At 66.3% G+C, this 23910-nt stretch carries 21 protein-coding genes; 16 read left to right on the top strand and 5 right to left on the bottom strand.

The window, feature by feature from the left end:
- The first annotated feature begins 271 nt into the window (after positions 1–271).
- From JOF56_RS08690 to JOF56_RS08680, 3 genes are all read left to right on the top strand, one after another.
- Positions 272–1273, top strand: coding sequence for a LysR family transcriptional regulator (locus tag JOF56_RS08690; RefSeq protein WP_209636214.1), 1002 nt, complete (start codon positions 272–274; stop codon positions 1271–1273).
- Between the two features lie 76 nt (positions 1274–1349).
- Positions 1350–2195 (top strand): hypothetical protein, encoded by an 846-nt coding sequence (locus tag JOF56_RS08685; protein ID WP_209636212.1) that lies wholly within the window; start codon positions 1350–1352, stop codon positions 2193–2195.
- A 63-nt stretch (positions 2196–2258) separates the two neighbouring features.
- Positions 2259–2687 carry an uL11 family ribosomal protein gene (locus JOF56_RS08680; protein WP_209636210.1) on the top strand — a complete coding sequence of 143 codons (429 nt, stop codon included), beginning with the start codon at positions 2259–2261 and terminating at the stop codon, positions 2685–2687.
- On the opposite strand, the gene JOF56_RS08675 is transcribed toward JOF56_RS08680, so the two are convergent.
- Positions 2684–3133, bottom strand: coding sequence for a DUF4442 domain-containing protein (locus JOF56_RS08675; protein WP_209636208.1), 450 nt, complete (start codon positions 3131–3133; stop codon positions 2684–2686). The two genes, JOF56_RS08680 and JOF56_RS08675, sit on opposite strands and share 4 nt — an antisense overlap.
- Before the next feature lie 71 nt (positions 3134–3204).
- Here JOF56_RS08675 and glyA point away from each other — a divergent pair, with 71 nt between their 5' ends.
- Positions 3205–4467 (top strand): serine hydroxymethyltransferase, encoded by a 1263-nt coding sequence (gene glyA / locus JOF56_RS08670; protein ID WP_209636206.1) that lies wholly within the window; start codon positions 3205–3207, stop codon positions 4465–4467.
- A 3-nt stretch (positions 4468–4470) separates the two neighbouring features.
- Here the strand turns inward: glyA and JOF56_RS60025 are convergent, their stop codons facing one another.
- Both JOF56_RS60025 and JOF56_RS08660 read right to left on the bottom strand, forming a co-directional pair.
- Positions 4471–5880, bottom strand: a complete 1410-nt coding sequence (locus JOF56_RS60025; RefSeq protein WP_209636205.1) for a M81 family metallopeptidase — start codon at positions 5878–5880, stop codon at positions 4471–4473.
- Positions 5881–5883: 3 nt separating this feature from the next.
- Positions 5884–6996 (bottom strand): ROK family transcriptional regulator, encoded by a 1113-nt coding sequence (locus JOF56_RS08660; protein ID WP_245378199.1) that lies wholly within the window; start codon positions 6994–6996, stop codon positions 5884–5886.
- Between the two features lie 142 nt (positions 6997–7138).
- On the opposite strand from JOF56_RS08660, the gene JOF56_RS08655 reads away from it, so the two are divergent.
- From JOF56_RS08655 to JOF56_RS08640, 4 genes are all read left to right on the top strand, one after another.
- A complete protein-coding gene (locus JOF56_RS08655) occupies positions 7139–8908 on the top strand; it encodes a peptide ABC transporter substrate-binding protein (protein WP_209636201.1) in 1770 nt (589 codons plus the stop codon).
- Positions 8909–9097: 189 nt separating this feature from the next.
- A complete protein-coding gene (locus tag JOF56_RS08650; RefSeq protein ID WP_307855777.1) occupies positions 9098–10078 on the top strand; it encodes an ABC transporter permease in 981 nt (326 codons plus the stop codon).
- Positions 10075–10926 carry an ABC transporter permease gene (locus JOF56_RS08645; RefSeq protein ID WP_307854989.1) on the top strand — a complete coding sequence of 284 codons (852 nt, stop codon included), beginning with the start codon at positions 10075–10077 and terminating at the stop codon, positions 10924–10926. The genes JOF56_RS08650 and JOF56_RS08645 overlap by 4 nt, the downstream gene beginning before the upstream one ends.
- A complete protein-coding gene (locus JOF56_RS08640; RefSeq protein ID WP_209636197.1) occupies positions 10926–12500 on the top strand; it encodes an ABC transporter ATP-binding protein in 1575 nt (524 codons plus the stop codon). Before JOF56_RS08645 ends, JOF56_RS08640 begins: the two co-directional genes overlap by 1 nt.
- On the opposite strand, the gene JOF56_RS08635 is transcribed toward JOF56_RS08640, so the two are convergent.
- Positions 12487–13218, bottom strand: coding sequence for a copper homeostasis protein CutC (locus JOF56_RS08635; protein WP_209636195.1), 732 nt, complete (start codon positions 13216–13218; stop codon positions 12487–12489). The two genes, JOF56_RS08640 and JOF56_RS08635, sit on opposite strands and share 14 nt — an antisense overlap.
- Positions 13219–13233: 15 nt before the next feature.
- On the opposite strand from JOF56_RS08635, the gene JOF56_RS08630 reads away from it, so the two are divergent.
- The 3 genes from JOF56_RS08630 to JOF56_RS08620 all read left to right on the top strand — a co-directional run bounded on the left by JOF56_RS08630 (position 13234) and on the right by JOF56_RS08620 (position 16381).
- Positions 13234–14109, top strand: coding sequence for an ROK family protein (locus JOF56_RS08630; protein ID WP_209636193.1), 876 nt, complete (start codon positions 13234–13236; stop codon positions 14107–14109).
- 119 nt (positions 14110–14228) lie between these two features.
- Entirely contained in the window at positions 14229–14762 is a 534-nt protein-coding gene (locus JOF56_RS08625) for a MarR family winged helix-turn-helix transcriptional regulator (RefSeq protein WP_245378197.1), read from the top strand.
- Entirely contained in the window at positions 14762–16381 is a 1620-nt protein-coding gene (locus JOF56_RS08620; protein ID WP_209636191.1) for an MDR family MFS transporter, read from the top strand. Before JOF56_RS08625 ends, JOF56_RS08620 begins: the two co-directional genes overlap by 1 nt.
- Positions 16382–16448: 67 nt before the next feature.
- On the opposite strand, the gene JOF56_RS08615 is transcribed toward JOF56_RS08620, so the two are convergent.
- Positions 16449–16934 (bottom strand): inorganic diphosphatase, encoded by a 486-nt coding sequence (locus JOF56_RS08615; protein ID WP_209636188.1) that lies wholly within the window; start codon positions 16932–16934, stop codon positions 16449–16451.
- Positions 16935–17049: 115 nt separating this feature from the next.
- On the opposite strand from JOF56_RS08615, the gene dacB reads away from it, so the two are divergent.
- The 5 genes from dacB to ftsH all read left to right on the top strand — a co-directional run bounded on the left by dacB (position 17050) and on the right by ftsH (position 23903).
- The gene (gene dacB, locus JOF56_RS08610; protein ID WP_209636186.1) at positions 17050–18885 is read left to right on the top strand and encodes a D-alanyl-D-alanine carboxypeptidase/D-alanyl-D-alanine endopeptidase; all 1836 of its coding nucleotides are present in this window, start codon (positions 17050–17052) and stop codon (positions 18883–18885) included.
- A gap of 142 nt (positions 18886–19027) precedes the next feature.
- Positions 19028–20047, top strand: coding sequence for an Rv3626c family coenzyme F420 biosynthesis-associated protein (locus tag JOF56_RS08605; protein ID WP_307854988.1), 1020 nt, complete (start codon positions 19028–19030; stop codon positions 20045–20047).
- Positions 20023–20958 (top strand): tRNA lysidine(34) synthetase TilS, encoded by a 936-nt coding sequence (tilS, locus tag JOF56_RS08600; RefSeq protein WP_209636182.1) that lies wholly within the window; start codon positions 20023–20025, stop codon positions 20956–20958. The genes JOF56_RS08605 and tilS overlap by 25 nt, the downstream gene beginning before the upstream one ends.
- A gap of 11 nt (positions 20959–20969) precedes the next feature.
- Positions 20970–21524: a hypoxanthine phosphoribosyltransferase gene (gene hpt / locus JOF56_RS08595; protein WP_209636180.1), complete on the top strand. Its 555-nt coding sequence runs from the start codon at positions 20970–20972 to the stop codon at positions 21522–21524.
- Between the two features lie 216 nt (positions 21525–21740).
- The gene (ftsH, locus tag JOF56_RS08590; protein ID WP_209636178.1) at positions 21741–23903 is read left to right on the top strand and encodes an ATP-dependent zinc metalloprotease FtsH; all 2163 of its coding nucleotides are present in this window, start codon (positions 21741–21743) and stop codon (positions 23901–23903) included.
- Positions 23904–23910 lie beyond the last annotated feature (7 nt).

The raw sequence follows: 23910 nt of genomic DNA, 5'->3' as shown, positions 1-23910 counted from the left end.
TAGGTGCCGACGGTCACGAAGCCAATACCCCCCGGAATCGACCGTTCACGCAGTAGGTGGTTGTGAACACCGTGCGTGATAACGCCTGTCAGGGCACTGCCGGGCCGGGGATGGCGACGTCCTGCCCGGCACCTATCTTGCTGTGCGGTGGCGAGGTGGGATCGCGAGGTGTGAACCCCTTTCCATCGAGCAGGACAGGACAGGCCGGATAGCGAAAACCCGCCTCCAGGGGCTAGCTCACGCTCATCCAAAAGGGGTATCAAGGACACTTATGGCTGAGTTGGAACTTCGCCACCTGCGAGCGGTCTGTGCGATCGCCGAGGAAGGCAGTGTGACCAAGGCCGCAGCCCGCCTTGGTCTCACCCAGCCTGCCCTGAGCGCTCAGCTGAGATCGGTCGAACGCTTGGTGGGTGGGCAGCTCTTCGAGCGCACCCCGGCCGGCAGCATCCCGACCGACCTGGGCCGGTACGTGATCCGCTCCGCGCACGTCGTGCTCGAAGATCTTTCCCAGCTGCTGACTTCCGCACGGGAGCGCGCGAGCGTGCCCTCCCAGGGGCCGTTCGTCGCCGCGGCCATGCCCATGCTGTGGGTCAGCCAGCTCGTCGAAGAGCTCCGGGCACGGTTCCGGTGTACCGAGGTCCGCACCGAGATCGACTGGTCCTGGCAGAGCCTGCTGGACATGCTGGTGTCCAAACGCGCCAATCTGGCGGTCTTCGACTACTTCGAAGGTGTGGACCGGCGCAGGCTCACCGGCGTCGAGGTGCGGACGTTGCTGCACGAACCGCAGTTCGTCGCTGTCTCCGAGGAGAGCCCGCTTGCCTCGTACGAGACGATTCCACTTGCCGAGCTGGAGAAGTACGACTGGGTCGCGCTCCCTCCCGACTACGACAGCGCGCGCATGCAGTTGCACACCGCCTGCGCCGCGCTTGGCTTCACACCGCGGATCACCCATCACGTGATCGAGACCGGCGCGGCGCGGGCGCTCGTGTCCGCGGGTGCCGTGTCGCTGGCCTCGCCCGCGTCGCGTAACTGGGACGGTATTGCCATCCGGCCTCTTCGTGGTGATCCCATCTCGATCCGGGTCATGCTGGCCACCCGGACCGACGGCCTGGTCGCCGGACGGGCTCATGAGGCTTTCGCGTGCGCGGCCCACGCGTACCGCGCGGTGGTGGATCGCAATCCGCACTTCACCAAGTGGTGGGCCGAGCATCCGCAGGCGCACGCCGAACTGGACGCCGCGTTGCGCCTGGCCAGGCCGAGTCAGCCGCAGTGAAAGCCGACCGATAAAACGTGAATATGGTTCATGTGGCGGCTATCGGAACGACAGATACGCCAGGTACACAGGGCCTATGCGCAGAGCAGGCATCGTCGCCGTCCTGGCGACCATGATCACGGCACTGGTCCCGGGCATCGCGCAGGCAGCGTCGCCGATCGGGCCGTGGAATCCGATCGGCTCGGATCGGGCGCGGCCACTGGACGAGAGCCAGGGGCTGGCCACGATCGTTCGTCCCAATGAGACGATCATCCGCTATACCGGGGTCGGCACGATCCCTGCCGGAGTGTCCAGCCGCGGCTGGAACCACGTCGGCGACCCGGGTGCGGGGCAAGGCTTCTACGTCGAGCCGTACCAGCGTGACGACCGGGGCGCGAAACTCTTCCGGGTCCAGGCCCCCAACGGCACCTGGTCGGAATACCAGCACGCACTGGAATCCTGGGAGGCCAACAACAACTCGTTCGCCGCCGTGTCCCCGGACGGCCGGTGGATGGTCGCGGGTGAATGGGGAACCATGACCCGGCTGATCGTCCATCCGATGCCGGGCATCGCTTTCACAACGCCGGCGCAGAATCTTCCGTACGCGTTCGCCATTCGTCTAAACAGGCCGGTCCGGGATGTTCAGGGGTGCGATTTCACCTCGCCGACGCAGCTGCTCTGCTCGTCCGACGACCCTGAGGGATCGCTGTTCGGAATCAAGAAACCGTTGCTGCAAGTGGATCTCGCCGGTGCGCTGAGCGGTAGTGACGTCTCCGGTCAGGTCACGGCACTCGGCGCGTTGCCGCAGGAAAGCGGGTGTGGCGGCAACTTCGAGGTCGAGGGGATCGACTACGACGAGCGTGACGGCACCCTGCGCGTGGTGGTGTTGTCGCCGAGTATCTGCCTGTTGTTCGACAGCAAGACCTGGCGTTTCCGGAAATAGTTTTGACTCTCCGGTAACGAGAGACTTTAGCGTCGCTCGCCGTCAAGGAAAGGACGGCGAGCGATGCCACCCAGGAAGAAAAGCAGCCACCAGGTCACGATGGAACTGGCCGCCGGCGAGGCTCCGGTCGCCGAGCTGGGCAAGATGCTCGGCCAGACCGGGGTGAACCTGGTCGCGGTCAAGAAGGAATACGACGCGGCGACGGCCGCGCAGCGCGGTGAGATCGTCCCGGTGGTCATCACGGTCTTCGAGGACCGGACTTTCCAGCTGCGCCTGAAGACCCCGCCGACGTCCTTCCTGATCAAAAAGGCGCTCGGCGGGAAGGGCGCGAGCCGGCCGGGCCACGACAACGCCGGGATCCTGAGCCGGGACCAGCTCAGGGACATCGCGGTCCGCAAGCTGCCCGACCTGAACACGACCGACATCGAGGCGGCGATGCGCACGATCGCGGGCACCGCCCGGTCGATGGGTGTACACGTCAAATCTGATTAAGTCCGATTAGGACGCAGCGTCCACGTCACGGTCACTTCGGCGGTGGTCACGCCTTCGGCGTTGCGGACCGTGACGTGGACCGGGAACTCGGGCCGCTGACCTGCGTCCAGTTCCGCGACGACCTCTTCGGCCGGGCGGCCGAGCACAGCCTCGGCCGTCAGGTCGCCGACGGCGAGCTTCTTGTACTCGATCGCCGACCTGGCCACCAGCGGGGTCGCGCGGGCGAGCTGCGCGGCGAAGGCGGCCAGCAGAATCGCGCCGGAGGCGGTCTCGGCCAGGCCGAACGTGACCGCGGCGTGCGGGCCGCCGACGTGATTGCGCTGGGCTTCAACGTCCGGCAGCACGGCGACCGCACGGGTCGCGGTGATCTCCTTGAAGTCGATCCCCGCGGTACCCACCCAAGGGACTGTGCTCTTCATGGTTTCGCCGACCTTGCTGTAGTCCATGGCAGCTATATTACTCACCAGTAACATCTGTGCCAGTCCTACGCGCTTGGACGCGACTAGGATCGTCCACCGTGCATCAGCCCGCGATTACCGAGCTCGCCGCCGCCGACCCAGAGATCGCGGGTCTGGTGGAGGCCGAAGCCAAGCGCCAGTACGAGAAGATCCGGCTCATCGCGTCGGAGAACTACGTGTCGACCGCGGTCCTCGAGGCCACCGGCACGGTTCTGACGAACAAGTACTCCGAGGGGTACGCCGGCAAGCGCTACTACGAAGGCCAGCAGCTGGTCGACCCGATCGAGACGCTGGCGATCGAGCGCGCCAAGTCCGTGTTCGGTGTGGAACACGCCAACGTGCAGCCGTACTCCGGCTCGCCCGCCAACCTGGCCGTCTATCTGGCGTTCCTGCAGCCAGGCGAGACCGTCATGGGCATGGCGCTGCCGGCCGGCGGCCACCTGACCCACGGCTGGAGCGTCTCCGCGACCGGCAAGTGGTTCCGCAGCGTGGCTTACGGCGTCCGCAAGGACACCGGCCGCATCGACCTCGACGAGGTCCGTGAGCTCGCGTTGGCCGAACGCCCGAAGCTGATCTTCTGTGGTGGCACGGCCATTCCGCGCACCATCGACTTCCCGGCCTTCGCCGAGATCGCCCAGGAAGTCGGCGCCGTGCTGGTGGCCGACATCGCGCACATCGCCGGCCTGGTCGCCGGTGGCGCGCATCCGTCGCCCGTCGGGCACGCCGCGGTCATCTCGACCACCACACACAAGACGCTGCGTGGCCCCCGTGGCGCCATGCTGATGTCGACCGAAGAGCATGCCAAGGCCATCGACAAGGCTGTTTTCCCAGGCCTGCAGGGTGGTCCGCACAACCACACGACCGCCGCGATCGCGGTCGCGCTGGGTGAGGCGAGCAAGCCCTCGTTCGGCGAGTACGCGCACGGCATCGTCGCCAACGCCCAGGCGCTGGCCGCCGCCCTGACCGAGCGCGGCTTCGACCTGGTGTCCGGCGGTACGGACAACCACCTGATCCTGATCGATCTGACCAACAAGGGCATCGCGGGCAAGCCCGCCGCGAAGGCGTTGGACCGGGCCGGGATCGAGCTGAACTACAACACGGTTCCGTTCGACCCGCGCAAGCCGTTCGACCCGTCCGGCCTGCGGCTGGGCACGGCCGCGATCACCACGCGCGGCCTGGGCACCGAGCAGATGCCGAAGGTCGCGGAGTGGATCGACCAGACGGTCCAGGCCGCCAACAACGACGACGAGGCCACGATCGAGCGAATCGCGGGCGAGGTCAAGGAACTGCTCGCCGGCTACCCGATGCCGGGCTGGAACTAGCTGTTACCGCAGGAGGGCCGCGGTCAGGTCAGGCGTGGGCATGTCCGGGTCGAACGGGTAGAGCGGCCGTTCGATCCGGCTGTGCCCCAGCCGGAGCAGATCCTGGTCCACCCCACCTGGAGTCAGTGCCAGCAGCCAGCCCTTGGCCAGGTTGTAGAGCTCCGGCTCCAGGTAACCGATCTTGACCACCGTGAGGTCCATCTCGGCGGGATCCAGGTCGAGATCCGTGAAGTCCCCGACCAGGTGATACGGCTTGCGGCGCTCGGTGATGATCACGTGCAGGCCGCCGGTGCGCACCACCACGATCGTCCCGCCGACCGGGTCCTGGTGAACCTTGTGGACAGTCCCGGTGATCGGCACGGGCCCGGAGGGCCCGGAGTCGATCTTGCCGCCGACGCTCAGCTCGACTTCGCTTTTGTCGCGTGCGATGGCAACGGCCTGCGGATCCACAATGGACGCGTAGATGATTTTCCTGGACTTGTAGGCACGCAGCACGCGTAGTGTCCAGGAGACGTCCCCGGCGCCACCGGCTGTCGGATTGTCGCCGGAGTCACTGATGAAGAACGGCTTCACCCCGCTGGCCAGGCCTTCACGAATACAGTGGTCAAGGCTCCCGGCCGGGGCTACGAACTCGAAATCCCCGCGCACCCGCCAGTAGTCATTGGCCAGTCTGGTCGCCTGGGCCTGCACCACTTCCGCGTCATCGCCCGTTACGACAACCGCAGCCTGGCAGCGGGGTTCGTCTGCCCAGGCGTAGCCGACCCAGATCGAGGCGTCCAGAATCCCGTCCATGGCTTCGATCTTCTCGATCTGGCCGTACAGGCTGCGCGCCGGTTCGATGCGGGTGCTGGTCTTCTCGCCGGGCAGCAGGACTGGGATCTGAACCCACGCCAAGTGCGGCTTCTCGCCTTTCTGGAGTTGTCTCACCAGATTGCGGGCAGCTCGCTTCTTTGTCTCCCAGGCGTCTTCATGCGGAGCCATGCGGTAACACGTGACGAGGTCCAAGTGCTGCACGAAATCACGGGACACATTGCCGTGCAGATCCATCGCGGCCGAGATCATCACATTCGGGCCGACCGCGTTTCGTACCGCTGCCGCGAGATCGGCTTCGGCGTCGAGCATTCCGACCACGCTCATCGCGCCGTGAATATCCAGCAGCAGACCATCGAGTGAGGACTCGGCGATCCGCTCCAAGATCTCGCTTTTGAGCTGCTCGTAAACCTCGGTGAGCACGGCCCCGCCAGGCAGGGAAACCGCATGCAGCAAGGGAACCCACTCCACGGTCGTGTCCTGGGTCCACGCGTACCGGGCGAGCAGATCGTCGCCCCTGGTCACGCGGAAGTCCGCCAGCCCGGTGCGGTGCGGCGAGAAAGTGCTGCTCTCGATGGCGATCCCGGCGATCCCGATACGCACTCGTCAATCCTTTCTGCGGTGAACTTGCTGCAGTGCCAGCATTCCGGCACCCAGCGGGCCGGCGTCGGCGCCCGCCTGGGCGACGGCCACTTCGAGATTCTGCGTCGCCATCGGCAGGCAGCGTTCGTACAACGCGCCGCGAACAGCCGCGACAAACGGCTCGATCGACGCCAGCCTGCCGGTCAGCAGGACCGCGTGCGGATTGAAGAAGTTGACCACAGTGGACAGTACTTCGCCGAGGTGTCCGCCGGCTCGTCTGACCGCCGCGGTCGCATGCGGTTCGGCATTGTTGGCGAGTTCTACCAAATGTGCGGTATCCGTTGCGCCCAGGCTTTTCACGAGCGCCGCACCACTTGCGATTGTTTCAAGGCAACCGGTATTTCCGCACGCACAAGGCGTATCGCCCGCTGCTTGAACCCGGACATGGCTCACGTCACCGGAAACCCCGTTGGCGCCACGATGAACGGCACCCGCGGCGATCACTCCACAGCCGACACCGGTTCCTGCTTTCACGACGACCAGATGCTCCGGGCCGCGACTGCGAGTGTGGAACTCGCCGAGCGCCACGACATTCGCGTCATTGTCGACCGCGACCGGAACCTGGAGATGTCCGGCCAGCCAATCGCGCGCTTCGAACCCGTGCCAGCCGGGCATCCTGGCGGGCCGCTCGACCCGGCCGTCCGGGAAGTTGACCGGCCCCGGCAAACCGACGCCGAGCCCGAGGAATTGCTGTGCGGCCAAGGTTTCCTTGATTTCCGAAATGGCCGTGAGCAGATTTGCCAGGCAGGGCTCCGGGCCTTCGGAAATGTCGAGTCCATGCTCGGTGATATGCAGACGTTCGCCCGATAGGTCATACGCCGCCAGCCGAACGTGTCGCGCACCGATATCCGCGCCAACGACATAACCGCCACCGGCCGGTCGCAGAACCCGCGGTCGCCTGCCGCCGCGGGACGGTCCTTCGCCTGTCTCGGTCAGCAGACCTGCGTCGATGAGCTCCTGGACGCGTAGCGACACCGTCGATCGGGCAAGCCCGAGCAGGCGCGCGAGGTCGGTCCGTGACGAGGCCTCGCCGGTCGAGACGAGCCGAAGGATCTCGGCGGTCGGCGGTTGCGGCAACTCCGCTCCCTTTGTTCGAAAACGAACCAAGTAACTTCGGAAACACTACCTCAATCCGGAACTTACGACGAGAGGTCTTGTTTTTGGTTCGCCGATGGGATTACCGTCCGGAAAATCACACACCCGACCCCGGGGAGGCGCGATGTCCCGCCGTTTCCTGATCGCCGGTGTCGCCGCGGCACTGCTCGCGGCGGGCTGTAGCAGTGAATCCGGCACAGGACCGTCCGCTCAGCCCGGCAGCGTGACGTTTGCGTTGCCGCCCAACGCGACCCCGAACTGGATCATGCCGCTGGGGATCCCCGGGTACCTCGCGTCGTACAACTCGTCGATCTACAAGCTGTTGTTCGTGCCGCTCTACACCTACAACGGCACCTCCGGCACAGTCGCGCTCGACCTCAAGGCCGGCGCCGCGCAGCAGCCGCAGTACAGCCCCGACGGCAAGACAGTCACAGTCACGTTGAAAGACCTGACCTGGGCAGACGGCTCCAAACTGACCACAAGAGACGTTGAGTTCTGGTACAACCTGGTCAGGTTCAACAAGACCAAGTGGGGCGGCTACTCGAAAGGCCGTCTGCCGGACAACATCACCGAGTTCAAAGCGGTCGACGACAAGACCTTCCAGTTCGTGCTCGACAAGCCGTACAGCCCCGACTGGTTCACCGCGAACCAACTCATCAATGTCAGGCCCATGCCGCAGAAAGCCTGGGACAAGGTCTCGGCCGACGGGCCCATCGGCGACCACGACCGGACCGAAGCCGGCGCCCAGCAGGTGTTCGACTTCCTTGTCGCCCAGGCGAAAGACCTGCCGACCTACCAGAGCAATCCACTGTGGAAAGCCGGCAACGGGCCGTACTCCGTGCAGGAGTTCACAACCGGCGGCCAGGTGACGCTGGTCAAGAACCCGAAGTACACCGGCGAGGACGTCTCATCACTGGAGAAGATCTCGTTCAAGCCGTTCACCAGCGCGGACGCCGAATTCAACGTGCTGCAGACAGGCGGCGTGGACTACGGCTACATCGCCTCGGCGAACCTGAACTCGCGCTCGTCGCTGGAGTCCAAGGGCTACCAGGTCCAGCCGTGGAAAGGCTGGGCGATCACCTACATCCCCTACAACTTCAACAACCCGCAGGCAGGCGCGATCTTCAAACAGCTCTACGTCCGGCAGGCGATCCAGCACGCCGTCGACCAGGACTCGATCGTCAAGAACATCTGGCGCGACATGGCGGTCGCAGGCTACGGCCCCGTTCCCCAGGACCCGTCCTCGCCGTACATCTCCGACACCCAGAAGAACAACCCGTACCCATTCGACATAGCCAAAAGCAAGCAACTACTCGAGTCACACGGCTGGACCATCGGCGGCGACGGCGTCGCGACATGCACGAACCCCGCCCTCTGCGGCCCAGGCATCGCCTCCGGCACGCCCCTGCGCCTGACCCTGCTCGCCGAAAGCGGCTCCAAAGAAACCGACAACATGATGGCAGAGCTGAAGTCGTCGCTGTCGAAGATCGGCGTCGCCCTCGAACTCAAGCAAGCCCCACTCAACACGGTCCTCGGCAACAGCAAGGCCTGCCAGCCGGCCCAACCCGAATGCAGCTGGCAGCTCTCCTTCTTCGGCACTCAGGGCAGCTGGTACTTCGAGGCCTACCCCAGTGGCGAACGGATCTTCGGCACCGGCGCCACCTCCAACCTGGGCAGCTACACCGACCCCAAAGCCGACGAGCTCATAGCCGCCTCCACCTCGACCGCCGACCACGACTCAATGAAGTCCTACAGCGACTTCCTGGCCAAAGACCTCCCAGTCATCTGGCTCCCCAACCCCGTCTACCAAATCTCCGCGATAAAGAAAAACGTCAACATCGGCAACCAGGACCCACTGGCCGCCATGCAACCCCAACGCTGGACCGTCTCATGACCCCAGCCAAGACCGGAAACCCCAAGCAAACGCCCCCCACCCAACAGCCCCCAAGCAGCCCCCACCCTCCCAAAGGGGGTGGGGCCGCCCCGGCTTCAATTCTAGTGGGTGGAAAAGGGGCGAGGGGCGGTTTTGCGGGGGGAGCCGGTGCGAGTGGGCCGTTCGTTCGGGGTTCACTCGGGTGGGGTAGTGGTGGGCTCGTGGTTGGGGTTTGCGGTGGGTAGGTACTTGGTGTGGCGGGTGTTGCAGGCGGTTGTGGTGGTTTGGGTGGTCACCATTGTTGTTTTCTTTTTGCTGCAGCAGATTCCGGGTGGGCCGGCGAAGGGGATCCTGGGCGTGCAGGCCACTGAGGAGCAGGTTCGGGCTTTTGAGCAGGCGCAGGGGCTTGATCAGCCGTTGCCTGTTCAATACTTCCACTATCTTGCGCGGTTGCTGGGTGGGGATCTGGGGGAGTCGTATCAGTTGAACCAGCGGGTCGGGGATCTGGTTGCGGCCAGGTTGCCGAAGACGCTTGTGCTAACGGGGTTGTCGACGTTGGTTGCTTTGGTTGTCGCGGTTCCGTTGGGAGTTTGGCAGGCGGTCAAGCGGAACCGGCCGACGGACTACGCGTTGAGTGCTGTGACGCTTCTGCTTTACTCCACGCCGGTGTTCTTGGTGGGGTTCGTTCTCCTTATCGTGTTCGGGATTGGGACTGGGTGGTTTCCGGTTCAGGCTCCGCAGGCTGACACCGTCGCGGGGATCTTCGCGGATTCGAAGGCGCTTGTGCTTCCGGTGCTGACGGGGACTGCTGCTGTGCTGGCTGTGTTCAGTCGTTATCTTCGGTCGTCTGTTGTGGACAATCTGGATGAGGACTATGTGCGGACTGCGCGGGCCAAAGGGGCTTCTGAGCGGAGGATTCTTGCGCGGCATGTGTTGAAGAACTCGCTCACTTCCGTTGTCGCGATGCTGGGGTACTACCTGCCGGTCATGTTCGGTGGGGCCCTTGTCACCGAGAAGCTGTTCAACTATCCGGGGATGGGGTTGCTGTTCTGGAATGCTGCTCAGACGAGTGATTTTCCTGTTCTCCTTGGTGTTGTGCTGATTGTCTCGGTCGCCACTGTCGTCGGGAGTCTGCTGGCGGATGTCACGCAGGCGTTGATCGATCCTCGGACGCGGCGGGTGAAGACGTGAGCGGGCCGAACACGCGCAGGCTGAAGCGGTTCTTGCGCAACAAGCTTGCGTTTGTCGGGTTTGGCCTGCTGGTGCTGCTTGTGCTGTTCTGTTTTGTGGGGCCGCTTTTCTACAAGACGGAGCAGGTACTTACGACCCTGCAGGACGGTCGGCTCGCGCCGGGAGTGAACGGTCATCCGCTGGGAACTGATGATCTCGGTTATGACCTGCTTGGCAGGTTGATGCTGGCTGGGCAGACGTCGTTGGTGATCGGGCTGGCCGCAGGCATTCTCGCGACTGTCATCGGCATGTTGTGGGGTGCGGTGGCGGGTTACGCGGGCGGCTGGGTCGATGCGGTGATGATGCGCATTGTCGACGCTGGGATCGCGATTCCCGCGTTGTTCCTGCTTGTGGTCGCGGCTGCGATCACGACGCCGAGTGTGCCGATGCTTATTCTGGTGATCGGTCTGGTGTCGTGGCTTGTACCGGCGAGGTTGATGCGGGCGGAGTCGGTGGCGCTCAGGGGCAGGGCTTATGTCGAGTCGATGCGGTTGATGGGTGGCAGCAGTGTCCGGGCCATCGGGAAACACATCATTCCCAACGCGATCGGCACGGTCATCGTCAACGCGACCTTTCAGATCGCGGACGCGGTGCTGCTCGTTGCCTACGTCAGCTTTCTGGGGCTGGGGATTCCACCGCCCGCGGCGAACTGGGGCGGAATGCTCTCAGATGGCCTGACATACGCCCACGATGGGGCCTGGTGGCTGATTCTGCCGCCTGGCCTGCTGATCGTGATGACGGTGTGTGCCTTCAATTTCATCGGGGACGGGCTGCGGGACGCCTTTGACGTGAAGTTCGGGGGCCACTGATGGGTGACGTGCTCAGCTTCGAGGATTTGTCGATCACCTTCGGCGAGGTCGAAGCCGCCAGACAGGTCAGCTTCACGGTCAGGAAAGGTGAAGTCGTCGCCGTGGTCGGTGAGTCCGGTTCCGGCAAGTCCGTCACCGCGATGTCCGCCCTTGGCCTGCTACCCCGGAAGGCCGAGGTTACCGGCACGATCCGGCTCGAGGACCGCGAGATCCGGACGTTGCCCGGCAAACAGCTGCGGGCGTTGCGCGGCAACGAGATCGCGATGGTCTTCCAGGAGCCGATGACCGCGCTCAGCCCGGTGCACACGATCGGCTGGCAGGTCGCCGAGGCCATCAAACTGCACCAAGACCTGCCGGACGTGCACAAGAAAGTCGTCGAACTGCTCTCAACGGTCGGGCTCGACCGCCCGGAAGAACGAGCCAGGCAATATCCGCATGAACTTTCCGGCGGCATGCGGCAACGGGTGATGATCGCGATGGCGATTTCCTGTGACCCCAAGGTGATCATCGCCGATGAGCCGACCACCGCGCTGGACGTCACCGTCCAGGCGGAGATCCTCGATCTGCTCAGGGAGTTGAAGAACCGGCTCGGCACAGCGATTGTGCTGATCACGCACAGCATGGGTGTGGTCGCGGACCTGGCCGACCGTGTCGTCGTGATGTACCGGGGCGATATCGTCGAGCAGGGCTCCGTTGACGATGTCCTGCTCAGGCCCGAACACGAATACACCCGACGACTGCTCAAAGCCGTGCCCAGATTGGGAACCGGCACACGTCAAGCCGAGGCGAGTCAAGAACCGGTGTTGCGTGTGGACGGTTTAACGGTGTTGTTTGCCGGTCACAAAGCCGTAGATGACGTGTCCTTCGAGATCGGCCAAGGCGAAGTGCTCGGCCTGGTAGGCGAATCCGGCTCCGGCAAGACGACCGTCGGCCGATGCGCGGTGGGCCTGCAGAAACCGGTCAAGGGCACGATCGCCCTCTTCGGTCAGGACATCGCAAACCTGTCGGCGAAGAAGATGCGGCCGCTGCGAGCCAGGATCGGCATGGTTTTCCAGGATCCAGCGTCCTCTTTGGACCCTCGGATGACCGTCGCGGAATGCGTGGCGGAGCCACTGATCCTGCATCGCGCGCCCAAGCGGAACGAGCGAGTCGCCGAGTTGCTGGACGCGGTCGAGCTCGGCGAGCAGCTGAAAGACCGCTACCCGCACGAACTTTCCGGCGGCCAACGCCAGCGGGTCAGCATCGCCAGGGCCTTGGCGCTCGATCCGGATCTGCTGATCGCCGACGAGCCGACCAGCGCTCTGGATGTGTCCGTGCAGGCCAGCATCCTCGAGTTGTTCCTCGACCTGCAACGGCGGCTGAAGTTCTCGTGCTTGTTCATCAGCCACGATCTGGCGGTGGTCGACATGCTCGCCAACCGGGTCGCGGTGATGTACCGCGGCAAGATCGTCGAGCAGGGCAGCCGCGCGGACGTCTTCGGCGCGCCGCAACAGGACTACACACGCAGGCTGCTCGCCGCGGCGCCCGTGCCGGACCCGGTTGAACAGCGGGAACGGCGGGTCAGCCGCGGATGACGGAGCACAACGCCGCGACCCCGTCGGCGTCGGTCTCGAACCGGTCGAACCCGTCCGGCACGCCGACACCCGCGAACGACACGTCGCCGTCGCCCACGTCACCGACAGGTGTACGTACGGCCGCGTGCAAGTCGCGTACCCCCGTGGACTCGACGACCTGCAAGGCGTTGCTCGCCCGCACGCCACCGCAGGCCATCACCTGGATGCGCTCTTCCGCGCGCTGCACCATCTCCTTGATCAGGGGCGCGCCGTCAAGGACTGAACGTTTCCGCCCGGACGTCAGCACCCGCGTGAACCCGAGCGAGATGGCCTCGTCCAAGGCCTGCAGCGAGTCGGCGCTGACATCGATCGCCCGGTGCAGTGTCGTCTGGATATCGCCAAAAGCGTCGATGAAGCCGACGTCGAGACGGCCGGCCGCATCCAGGGCGCCCACCACGACCCCGTCGGCGCCGAGTTGCCGGGCCAGCGAGATGTCCTTGCGGATCACCGCGATCTCGTCGGCGGAGTACCGGAAGTCGCCGGGCCGGGGCCGGATCAGCACGTGCACCTCGGTCGACGTGGTCGCGGCGACCGCCTGCTCGATCAGTGCGGCGCTGGGCGTCAGGCCGCCGTCGGCCAGGCCCGCGCACAGCTCTATCCGGTCCGCGCCGGCTCGTTGGGCGATCCGGACACCGCGGACTGTCTCGACACTGATCTCAATGCTGATCCCGGCACACACACCCATGAGTATCCGATGAGCTGGGTCGGGGTGGACATCGGCGGCACCAAGATCCAGGCCGTGCGCTGTGACGATGACCTGCGCGTACTCGATCACCGGCGGGCGGAGTCGCCGCCCGGTGCGATCCTGGGCACAGCGCTGGCGCTCACCGCGGAACTGGTGCCCGGAGCCAGGGGGATCGGTATCGGCGCGGCCGGGGTGATCGATCCTGCGACGGGCGCGGTGACTACGGCGAGCGAGGTGTTCGTCGGCTGGGAGGGCACACAGCTGGCCGACGTCTTCGCCCGCGAGCTGGAGCTGCCGGTTGTCGTGGACAACGACGTGAACGCGTTTCTGCATGGAGAGGCCATGGTCGGCGCGGCACGTGGCTTCCGTCACGCGTTCGGGATCATGGTCGGGACCGGCATCGGCGGCGCGCTGATCAGCGACGGGGTGTTGCTGAGGGGAGCCAGTGGGGGAGCCGGAGAGATCGGTCATACCCCTGGCTTCGGCAACGAGCCTTGTACGTGCGGTGCACGTGGTCACCTTGAATCTGTGGCGTCCGGACTGTCGATCAGTCGCCGATACGGGGGAACCGTGGGCGCCGTGGAGGTCGCACGCCGCGCGCGTGCGGGCGACAAGACGGCACGCCGGGTCTTCGACGAGGCGGGTGCCGCGCTTGGGCAGGCGGTGGCTGTCGTCGCGACGGTGTTGGACAGTCAGATCGCAGTGCTCGGTGGCGGCGTACTGGGGGCGTGGGACCTGCTCGAGCGGGAGTGCAGAGCGACTGTTCGGGCGTCTGTACTGGCGACGAACGCTGGCTTGGAGATCGGCCGTGCCCGCTTGGGTGCGCACGCGGTGGCTGTCGGCGCTGCCGCTTTTGCGAAGGTTTCAGCTGCTCAGAGCGTGTGACCGCCTACCCAGCGTGCTGTGAGGCGGGTCTCGGCTAATTCGGTTGAGGACTAAAACCGAGAAGTGCATGCTTGTATCTAGCAAGTAATTGGGTGATGCAAGCAAATCAAGGGGTCGAGATGGTCGCCGCATCGGAGACGACAGCCGGGACTGCCGTACCGAGCCAGGCCGAAATCGAGTTGGGGGCTCGCGTCGGGAACGCCATGATGGGTCTCGGCCGGCAGTGGGCGGCGGTGTCCTCCCAGCTGGGCAGGATCGGCATCGACAAGACCGCGATGGTCCTGCTCGGCGCGCTGACCAGCATCGGCCCGGTCCGGTCGAACGCACTCGCCGAGGCTGTGTACTCCGACCCGTCCACGATCAGCCGGCAGGTGGCCGGACTGGTCAAGGACGGCCTGATCGAACGGTTCGCGGATCCGGCGGACGGGCGGGCCAGCCTGCTCGCCGTCACCGGCAAGGGGCGCGAACTCATCGAGGCCCGCCACCAGCAGCGCAGCTGCTCGATGGCCCGGATGCTCGCGCACTGGCCGGCCGAGGACCTGCAGCGGTTCGTCGAACTGCTCGAACGGTTCGTGGCCGACCACGAGCGCAACATCCCGAACTTCATCAACGAGCACGCCGAGCTCATGGCGCGCTCCAAAGGAGAGAACTGATGTCCGAACAGGCAACAGCCGCCGCTGGGGCAGCCCCCTCAGGGGCCGGCGCGCTGGGCCACCGCCAGATCCTGACAATCCTGTCCGGCTTGATGCTGGGCATGTTCCTGGCGGCGCTCGACCAGACGATCATGGCCTCGGCCATGAAGACCATCGCCGACCAGCTGCACGGCCAGACCATCCAGGCATGGGCGACCACCGCGTACCTGATCACGGCGACCATCTCGACCCCGTTGTACGGCAAGCTTTCCGACATCTTCGGCCGCAAGCCGATGTACCTGACCGCGATCTCGTTCTTCCTGGCGGGCTCGCTGCTGTCGGGAATCGCCGGATCGATGTACGAACTGGCCGCCTACCGCGCGGTGCAGGGCCTGGGTGCCGGTGGCCTGATGTCGCTGGCGCTGGCGATCATCGCCGACATCACCTCGCCGCGTGAGCGCAGCCGCTACACCGGCTACTTCATGGGTGTCTGGGGTCTGTCCAGTGTGGCGGGTCCGTTGGTCGGCGGGATGTTCGCCGGACTGGACAGTTTCGCCGGGATCACCGGCTGGCGCTGGGTGTTCTTGCTCAACGTGCCGATCGCGCTGGTGGCGCTGGTCGTGGTGAGCCGGGTGCTGAACGTGCCGCACGTGAAGGTGCCGCAGCGCATCGACTTCTGGGGCGCCGGAGCCCTGACGGTCGGCCTGGTGCCGTTGTTGATCGTGGCCGAACAGGGCCGCGAGTGGGGCTGGGACTCGACCGCTTCGATCGCGATGTACGTGACCGGTGTGGCGGGCCTGGTGGCCTTCATCTTCGTCGAGCGGTGGATGGGTGACGCGGCGCTGCTGCCGATGCGCCTGTTCCGCCGTCCGGTGTTCGCACTGACGAACGTGATCAACTTCATCATGGGTGTCGGCATGTTCGGCATGATGATGTCGCTGCCGCTGTACCTGCAGATCGTCAAGGGCGCCACGCCGACCGAGTCGGGGCTGATGACCCTGCCGATGACCTTCGGCATCCTGGTCGCGGCCATGGGCAGCGGCCGGATCACGTCCAAGACCGGGCGTTACCGGATCTTCCCGATCGTCGGGCTGGCCGCCACCACCGGTGCGCTGTTCCTGTTCGCCCAGATCGGGACGGACACGCCGCTGTGGCAGACCATGCTGGTGATGGTGCTCGCCGGGATCGGCCTTGGCCTGTGCATGCAGAGCCTGCTGCTGGCCATCCAGGCCGACGCGCCTGCCAAGGACATGGGCGTGGCGACCTCGTCGGCGACGTTCTTCCGGTCGATCGGCGGCACCGTGGGTACCGCGGTGTTCCTGTCGATCCTGTTCGGCATCGTCGGTGACCGGATCGCCGGCGAACGGGCCGCCTCCGGCCTGCCGCCGATGCCGGCCGGTGCCGGTGGGCTCGACCTGAACGACACGGCGTTCATCAACACGCTGCCCGCGCGGGAGGCAAGGCCGATCCTGGACGGCTTCGCCAGCTCGCTCGACACAGTGTTCATGGTCGGCGGACTCGTGGTCCTGCTCGCGTTCGCCCTGGTCTGGTTCGTCAAGGAGGTCCCGCTGTCCAACAAGTCGGGCATCCAGCGGGTTGCCGCCGAGGACGAGGCCGCACCGGTCGCCGCTATGCACTGAGTGCACTTCCCACCACGAAGAAAAAAGAGAGGGCCCCAGCCGGGGCCCTCTCTCTTTGTCCTGAGTCTCAGTGGTGGGTTTTCAGCCGCTCGTAGGAGCGCTGGATCTCCGCCTCGGCCTCGGTCCGGCCGACCCAGGTCGCGCCCTCGACGCTCTTGCCCGGCTCCAGGTCCTTGTAGACCTCGAAGAAGTGCTGGATCTCCAGCCGGTAGAACTCGCTCAGGTGGTGGATGTCCCGCAGGTGCTCCGAGCGCGGGTCCTCCGCGGGCACGCAGAGGACCTTGTCGTCGCCGCCCTTCTCGTCGGTCATCCGGAACATGCCGATCGCCCGGCTGCGGATCAGGCAGCCCGGGAACGTCGGCTCCTGTACCAGTACGAGTGCGTCCAGCGGGTCGCCGTCCTCACCGAGGGTGTTGTCGACGAAGCCGTAGTCGGCCGGGTACTGCGTGGCGGTGAACAGGGTCCGGTCCAACCGGATCCGCCCCGTCTCGTGGTCCATCTCGTACTTGTTGCGTACGCCTTTGGGGATCTCGATCGTGACGTCGAACTCCACGCCGTTCCTCGCTCATCATCTTTGGTCGGTGCTCGCCACTAGTCTGGACTACGACTCGCGCTCGGCTGGCATCGCGGCGGCTGGGAACCGATGTGATGTTGGACAGGAGGACCGAGTGTCAGATCAGGACCACCCCGCGTGGCCGACCGCCGATGACGACGATCTGCCGGAGAGACCCGGAAGTCCCGAACCATCCGAGGCGGCCCAGCCCGTCCGCCCGCCGCAGCAGACAGTTCCGGTAGGCGAGTCCACCCAGCGTATCCAGTTCCCGGCGATCGACCCGGATGCCCTGCGTCCGCCCGCCCAGAAGACCACACCCATCCAGCGGCCGGGATTCCCGCCACCTGAGCCGCCACGGGCCGCGCCGGTGCGGATCGAGCCAGGCAACCGGCGCCCGAAGGCGTCCTCGTTCCGGGCCGAGCAGACCGTCCAGGTGGCCCCGGTCTCCCCGATCCGGGTCGAGCCGCCACCCCCTCCGGTTCTTCCCAAGCCGCCCGCAGCCCCGCCGCCACCGCCTACGCCCGATTCGGATGAATCGGACGAGCCGCCGAAAAAGCGTCGCCGTACCGGCCTGATCGTGGCCGCGGCGATCGTGCTGGTGATCGCGGTCGGCGCGGGCGTGGTGTTCGCGGTGCCCGGCGTGAAGGAGTCGCTGGGCCTGGGCCCGAGCGAGCCCGAGGTGGTCATCCAGCCGCCGCCCGCACCCGTTGCCTTCACCCCGAGTCTGCGTTCGCCAAGCGCGGAGGCCCCTGTGCCGAGCGCCCAGGGCATCCAGTCCGCACTCGCCGGGCCCGCAACAGTGCCCGCTTTGGGGACTTTGACCGGAACCGTGCTGGACGCCACGACCGGCAACGTCCTGTGGAACAAGAGCGCGTCGACCCCGCTGGTGCCCGCGTCCACCACGAAGATCCTCACCGGGGCCGCCGCCCTGCTGAAGCTCGACCACGGCCAGCAGCTCTCGACCCGTGCGGTCGCGGGCACCGAACCCGGGACCGTCATCCTGGTCGGCGGGGGCGACCCGACGCTGAACTCCCTGCCGGCCGGCAAGAAGTCCTGGTACCCCGGCTCAGCGCACCTGGACGACCTCGTGGCGCAGGTGAAGGCGAACGCGGGAGGCAAAGTCACCCAGGTCTTCGTGGACACCACCCGTTACACCGGAGACGGACTCGCGCCCGGCTGGCTGCCCGGCGACGTCGCCGCCGGTTACATGGCGCCGATCACCGCGCTGATGATGGACGGCGGCCGGACAGATCCCACCAAGGACATCAGCCCCCGCAGCGCCAACCCACCCAGGACACTCGCGGCCGAGTTCGCCAAACGCCTCGGCGCGACCGTGGCCCCCAAACCGGAAGTCACGGCCCCAGCCGACGCGAAAGTACTGGGCGAAGTGAAGTCGGCGCCGCTGACCGAACTCGTCGACAACGCCATGCTCGCCTCCGACAACGTGCTCGCCGACGCCATCGCCCGCGAGGTCGCCAAAGCCGCGGGCGAGGAGCCCTCCTTCACCGGAGTCAGCAAGGCCACCCTGAAAGTCCTGCAGGAGAACGGATTCGACGTCTCCGGCGCGCAGCTGACCGACGGAAGCGGACTGTCCACCAACGACAAGGTCCCAGCCAGACTGTTCGCCGCAGTCCTGGCCGCGGCCGCAGGCGACGGCAAAGACCCCCGCACAGCCAAACTCCGCCCCCTGCTCGGCGGCCTCCCCGTCGCCGGCGGCAGCGGAACCCTGGAAGGCCGCTTCGACCCAGGCACCTCCGCCGCCACAGGCCGCGGCTGGGTCCGCGCCAAAACAGGCACCCTCTCCGGCGTGAACTCCCTCGCCGGCATAGTCCTGGACACAGACGGCCGAATGCTCGCCTTCGCCCTCATGAGCAACGGCTCAGACTCAGGCGCCGCCCGCCCAGCCCTCGACGCAGTTGCCGCAACGCTGCGAGGCTGCGGATGTAAATAGCAGCCCGCCAGACACGGCCAGGCGGACACAGCCAGGCAAAGACAGCGCTATCTGTGTTCGTGTGACCACAACTTGCGAAGGCTCAGGTAGCGTCGGGGTTGTGGAAGCGGCGACAGAGCTCAGGCGGGGGACGGGGTCGCCCGTGGACTGGTCATTGGCCATCTCCACCGGCCAGCGGCTGGTGCGGCGTGGGCCCGAGGTGCCGATGGCGGAGGCCGAGAACACGGTCCGCCAGTTGCGGGAGGTCACCGACGTTGCCGAAGGCCACGTGCGGGAGCTGACTGGGCTTGGGGTCGGCTTGCCGTTGCCGCCTGGTGAGGTGGTTGACCGGCCGGGGTGGATCAAGGCCGCCGCCGAAGGCTTGGAGGTACTGACCGAGGGCGCGTTGCCCAGGGCCTATGCGGGTCCGGTCGGTGCTGTGATGGCTGGGAGCGCGGGTGTTCAGGCGGGCATGGTGCTGGCGTTCCTCGGGGCGCGGGTCCTTGGCCAGTACGACCCTTTCAACGATGGCCGTCTTCTCTTGGTCGCGCCGAACATCATTGGGGCGCAACGGGCTTTGGATGTGCCCGGGTCCGACTTCCGGATGTGGGTGTGCCTGCATGAGTGCACGCACCGGCTGCAGTTCACCGCCGTGCCCTGGTTGAAGGACTACTTCTCGGGGGAGGTCCGCAAGTTCCTGTCCGGTATGGACGATTCGGCCGCGAGTGCGTTGAACCGGCTGCCGGACGTGATCAAGGAGGCGCGTCGGCGCTCGCTCGACAGCACGGCGTCCGCTGGGCCTGTGGCGTTGATGGAGTTGTTGCAGTCCGCTGAGCAGCGCGAGGTTTTCGACCGGTTGATCGCGTTGTCCACGCTGCTTGAGGGCCACGCGGACTATGTCATGGACGCGGTCGGGCCCACTGTTGTGCCGACGGTCGATGTGATTCGTAACCGGTTCACTGAGCGCAGGCGTGGTGGCGGGTTGATGGACCGCGTGCTGCGGACGTTGCTTGGGGTGGACGCCAAGGTTCAGCAGTACGCCGCGGGTGCCGCTTTCACGAGGCATGTCGTCGGTGAGGCTGGGATGGCCGGGTTCAATGAGGTGTGGACGTCACCCGAGACCCTGCCGCGCCGGTCGGAGATCACGGACCCGGACGCATGGCTGCGTCGAGTGCGACCCTGACCATCCGCAAGGCTGTCAAAGATCTGCTTGCCACGACAGATGAACGCCGGATCGCGGTCGCGGTCTCCGGCGGTGCCGACTCGCTCGCCCTGGCTGCCGCCGCGGCGACGTTGACCGAGGTCATAGTTCTGATCGTGGATCACGGCCTGCAGGAGGGCTCAGCCGAGGTCGCCGGGCAGGCCGCCGCGCAGCTGCACGAACTCAAGGTCGACTCGAGAATTCTCACAGTCGACGTCACTGGTGCGGGCGGCATGGAGGCTGCCGCGCGCCGGGCCAGATATGCGGCTCTGCGGGCGGCCCACGATGGTCTGATCCTGCTCGGGCACACCCTTGATGACCAGGCCGAAACCGTACTGCTCGGGCTCGGCCGAGGGTCTGGGCCGCGGTCCATCGCGGGTATGCGCCCGCTTGATCCGCCGTGGGGACGGCCGCTGCTGAAGATCCGCCGGACCGTGACCGTCGCGGCCTGCCAGGAGCTTGGTCTCACGCCGTGGCAGGACCCGCACAATGCCGATCCGAGGTTCACGCGTGTGCGTCTGAGGCATGAACTCATCCCCCTTATGGAGGAGATTCTGCAAGGCGGTGTCGCCGGTGCCCTGGCACGGACCGCCGGCCAGTTGCGTGAGGATCTCGACGCCCTCGACAAGATCGCCGCCGCCGTCCCCCGGACCGGCGCTGAACTGCAGGTCACGGATCTGCTGGAGCATCCGCCCGCGATCCGCCGCCGTGTGCTGCGTACGTGGCTCAGGGACGCCGGAGTGCCCGAACTCACCGACGGCCATCTTCGTTCGGTGGACGCCCTGGTGGGTGAATGGCGTGGTCAGGGCGGCGTCTGGTTGCCGGGCGGCTTTGTGGCCCGCCGCCGGCATGGCAGGCTCTGCGTGCAACCGCCTGGCCAGATAACTTCCTGAGAGGGGAAGGCGTGTACGACGGCGACATCGCCTCCGTGCTGATCACCGAGCAAGAGATCAACGAGAAGATCGCCGAGCTCGCCAAGCAGGTCGCCGAGGACTACCCGGCCGGCGGCACGCGGTCGGACCTGGTCCTCGTCGGCGTGCTCAAGGGCGCGGTGATGTTCATGACCGACCTGGCGCGGGCCCTGCCGGTGCCGGTCCAGCTGGAATTCATGGCGGTCAGCTCCTACGGCTCGGCCACCTCGAGCTCCGGTGTGGTGCGCATCCTCAAGGACCTCGACCGCGACATCGCCGGCCGGGATGTGCTGATCGTCGAGGACATCATCGACTCCGGCCTGACGCTGTCCTGGCTGCTGAAGAACCTTGCCTCGCGCGGGCCCGCCACGCTGCGGGTCTGCACGCTGCTGCGCAAGCCGGACGCGGTCAAGGTGGACGTGCCGGTCGAGTACGTCGGCTTCGAGATCCCCAACGAGTTCGTCGTCGGCTACGGCCTGGACTACGCCGAGCGCTACCGCGACCTGCCCTACATCGGCACACTCGACCCGGCGGTGTACTCATCCTGAGGAAGCCCTCAGGCCTGCTGGGAACCGAGTGGCCGATCCGCCCGTTTATTCAGCAGTGTCCGGCGGTGGCGCGCTACCCTCAGTTACTTGGCGCGTCAAGCGCTGGATGTGGGCGGTACGCTGGATGGACCGGATTGCCCCGCCGGCCGGGTAGTGGGGCTCACTACCCGAAATGCAAGTCAGGGAGGGTCGAGGCCGCCCGGCGGCCGTAAGTGAATGGACCGCAAGCGACTGCTCCGTAATCCGCTGCTATGGATCCTGGCAGTGGTCCTGCTGTACCTCGCGTTCAGCACGATCTTCGACGACACCCGCGGGTACGCCCAGGTCTCCACGACCAAGGCGATCACCCAGGTCACCAGCGGCAATGTCGAGAAGGCGACGCTGGAGGACAAGGAGCAGCAGCTCAAGCTGACCCTCAAGGACCCGTCGAAGGCGGACAACCAGAAACAGATCTTCACGTCGTTCCCGGCCCAGGCCGGCGACGACGTGTTCAACGTGCTCCGCACGAACAACGTGGACTTCGAGACAAAGGTCACACAGGACTCGTTCCTGTCGCAGATCCTGTTGTTCGCGATCCCGCTCGTGCTGCTCGGCCTGTTGCTGCTGTGGATGATGAACAACGTCCAGGGCGGCGGGAACCGGGTGATGAACTTCGGCAAGTCCAAGGCCAAGCAGTTGTCCAAGGACATGCCCAAGACCACCTTCGCCGACGTGGCCGGGGCCGACGAGGCCGTTGAAGAGCTCTACGAGATCAAGGACTTCCTGCAGAACCCGGGGCGCTACCAGGCGCTCGGCGCGAAGATCCCGAAGGGCGTGCTGCTCTACGGGCCGCCGGGAACCGGTAAGACGCTGCTCGCCAGGGCCGTCGCCGGTGAGGCGGGGGTGCCGTTCTACACGATCTCCGGTTCCGACTTCGTCGAGATGTTCGTCGGTGTCGGTGCCTCCCGTGTGCGTGACCTGTTCGAACAGGCCAAGCAGAACGCGCCCTGCATCATCTTCGTCGACGAGATCGACGCGGTCGGCCGCCAGCGTGGCGCCGGCCTCGGCGGTGGCCACGACGAGCGCGAGCAGACCCTCAACCAGCTGCTGGTCGAGATGGACGGCTTCGACGCCCGCGGCGGGATCATCCTGATCGCGGCGACCAACCGGCCGGACATCCTCGACCCGGCGCTGCTGCGCCCGGGCCGGTTCGACCGCCAGATCCCGGTCTCCGCGCCGGATCTGACCGGCCGCAAGAAGATCCTGCAGGTGCACGCCAAGGGCAAGCCGATGGCGCCGGACGCCGACCTCGACGGTCTGGCCAAGCGCACGGTCGGCATGTCGGGCGCGGACCTGGCCAACGTGCTCAACGAGGCCGCGCTGCTGACCGCGCGCCAGAACGGCTCGCTGATCGACAGCCACGCGCTCGAGGAGTCCGTGGACCGGGTGATCGGCGGTCCCGCCCGCAAGAGCCGGATCATCTCCGAGAAGGAGAAGAAGATCACGGCCTACCACGAGGGCGGGCACGCGCTGGCCGCGTGGGCGATGCCGGACCTGGAGCCGGTCTACAAGCTCACGATCCTGCCGCGAGGCCGCACGGGTGGGCACGCGCTGGTCGTCCCCGAGGACGACAAGGGCTTGATGACCCGTTCGGAGATGATCGCGCGCCTGGTCTTCGCACTGGGCGGACGGTCGGCCGAGGAGCTCGTCTTCCACGAGCCCACGACCGGGGCGTCGTCGGACATCGAGCAGGCCACCAAGATCGCCAAGGCGATGGTCACCGAGTACGGCATGAGTGCCCGGCTGGGCGCGGTGAAGTACGGCCAGGACCACGGCGATCCGTTCCTCGGCCGGACCATGGGCTCGGCGCCGGACTACTCGCACGAGGTGGCGCAGGGCATCGACGAGGAGGTGCGGGCGCTCATCGAGGCCGCCCACACCGAGGCGTGGGAGGTGCTCAACACCTACCGCGACGTGCTCGACGAGCTCGTGGTCGAACTGCTCGACAAGGAGACGTTGCAGCGCAAGGACCTCGAGCGGATCTTCTCCCGGGTGGAGAAGCGGCCGAGGATCACCGCGTTCAACGACTTCGGTGACCGCGTCCCGTCGGACAAGCCGCCGATCAAGACCCGCGGCGAGCTGGCGATCGAGCGCGGCGAGCCGTGGCCGCCGGTCCAGGAAGAGCCCGAGCCGACCCCGGTCGGCGCCGTGGGCGGAGCCAAGGACCTGCCCAAGGAAGCCGCCAACAACGGCGCGCTGCCCAACGGTTTGCCGAGTTCGGGGCCCTACTCCCCGCACGAGGGCAGGCCCGGCGGACCGCCGAACTACGGTGCGCCTCCCGGATGGCGGCCGGCGACCTCGCCGCAGCCGGATCTGGACGAGCGGGACGGTAAGAACTGAGCATCAA

The organism is Kibdelosporangium banguiense (assembly GCF_017876405.1).
Lineage (GTDB): Bacteria > Actinomycetota > Actinomycetes > Mycobacteriales > Pseudonocardiaceae > Kibdelosporangium > Kibdelosporangium banguiense.
The sequence above is the reverse complement of the archived record's forward strand: the minus strand, read 5'-3'. Positions and strand labels throughout refer to the sequence as shown.

What these genes read in the sequence shown, in the direction of transcription:
- JOF56_RS08690 (WP_209636214.1), top strand. Translation starts at nt 272, where the DNA reads ATGGCTGAGTTGGAACTTCGCCACCTGCGAGCGGTCTGTGCGATCGCC.
- JOF56_RS08685 (WP_209636212.1), top strand. Translation starts at nt 1,350, where the DNA reads ATGCGCAGAGCAGGCATCGTCGCCGTCCTGGCGACCATGATCACGGCA.
- JOF56_RS08680 (WP_209636210.1), top strand. Translation starts at nt 2,259, where the DNA reads ATGCCACCCAGGAAGAAAAGCAGCCACCAGGTCACGATGGAACTGGCC.
- JOF56_RS08675 (WP_209636208.1), bottom strand. Translation starts at nt 3,133, where the DNA reads ATGGACTACAGCAAGGTCGGCGAAACCATGAAGAGCACAGTCCCTTGG.
- JOF56_RS08655 (WP_209636201.1), top strand. Translation starts at nt 7,139, where the DNA reads ATGTCCCGCCGTTTCCTGATCGCCGGTGTCGCCGCGGCACTGCTCGCG.
- JOF56_RS08640 (WP_209636197.1), top strand. Translation starts at nt 10,926, where the DNA reads ATGGGTGACGTGCTCAGCTTCGAGGATTTGTCGATCACCTTCGGCGAG.
- JOF56_RS08630 (WP_209636193.1), top strand. Translation starts at nt 13,234, where the DNA reads ATGAGCTGGGTCGGGGTGGACATCGGCGGCACCAAGATCCAGGCCGTG.
- JOF56_RS08625 (WP_245378197.1), top strand. Translation starts at nt 14,229, where the DNA reads ATGGTCGCCGCATCGGAGACGACAGCCGGGACTGCCGTACCGAGCCAG.
- JOF56_RS08620 (WP_209636191.1), top strand. Translation starts at nt 14,762, where the DNA reads ATGTCCGAACAGGCAACAGCCGCCGCTGGGGCAGCCCCCTCAGGGGCC.
- tilS (WP_209636182.1), top strand. Translation starts at nt 20,023, where the DNA reads ATGGCTGCGTCGAGTGCGACCCTGACCATCCGCAAGGCTGTCAAAGAT.
- ftsH (WP_209636178.1), top strand. Translation starts at nt 21,741, where the DNA reads ATGGACCGCAAGCGACTGCTCCGTAATCCGCTGCTATGGATCCTGGCA.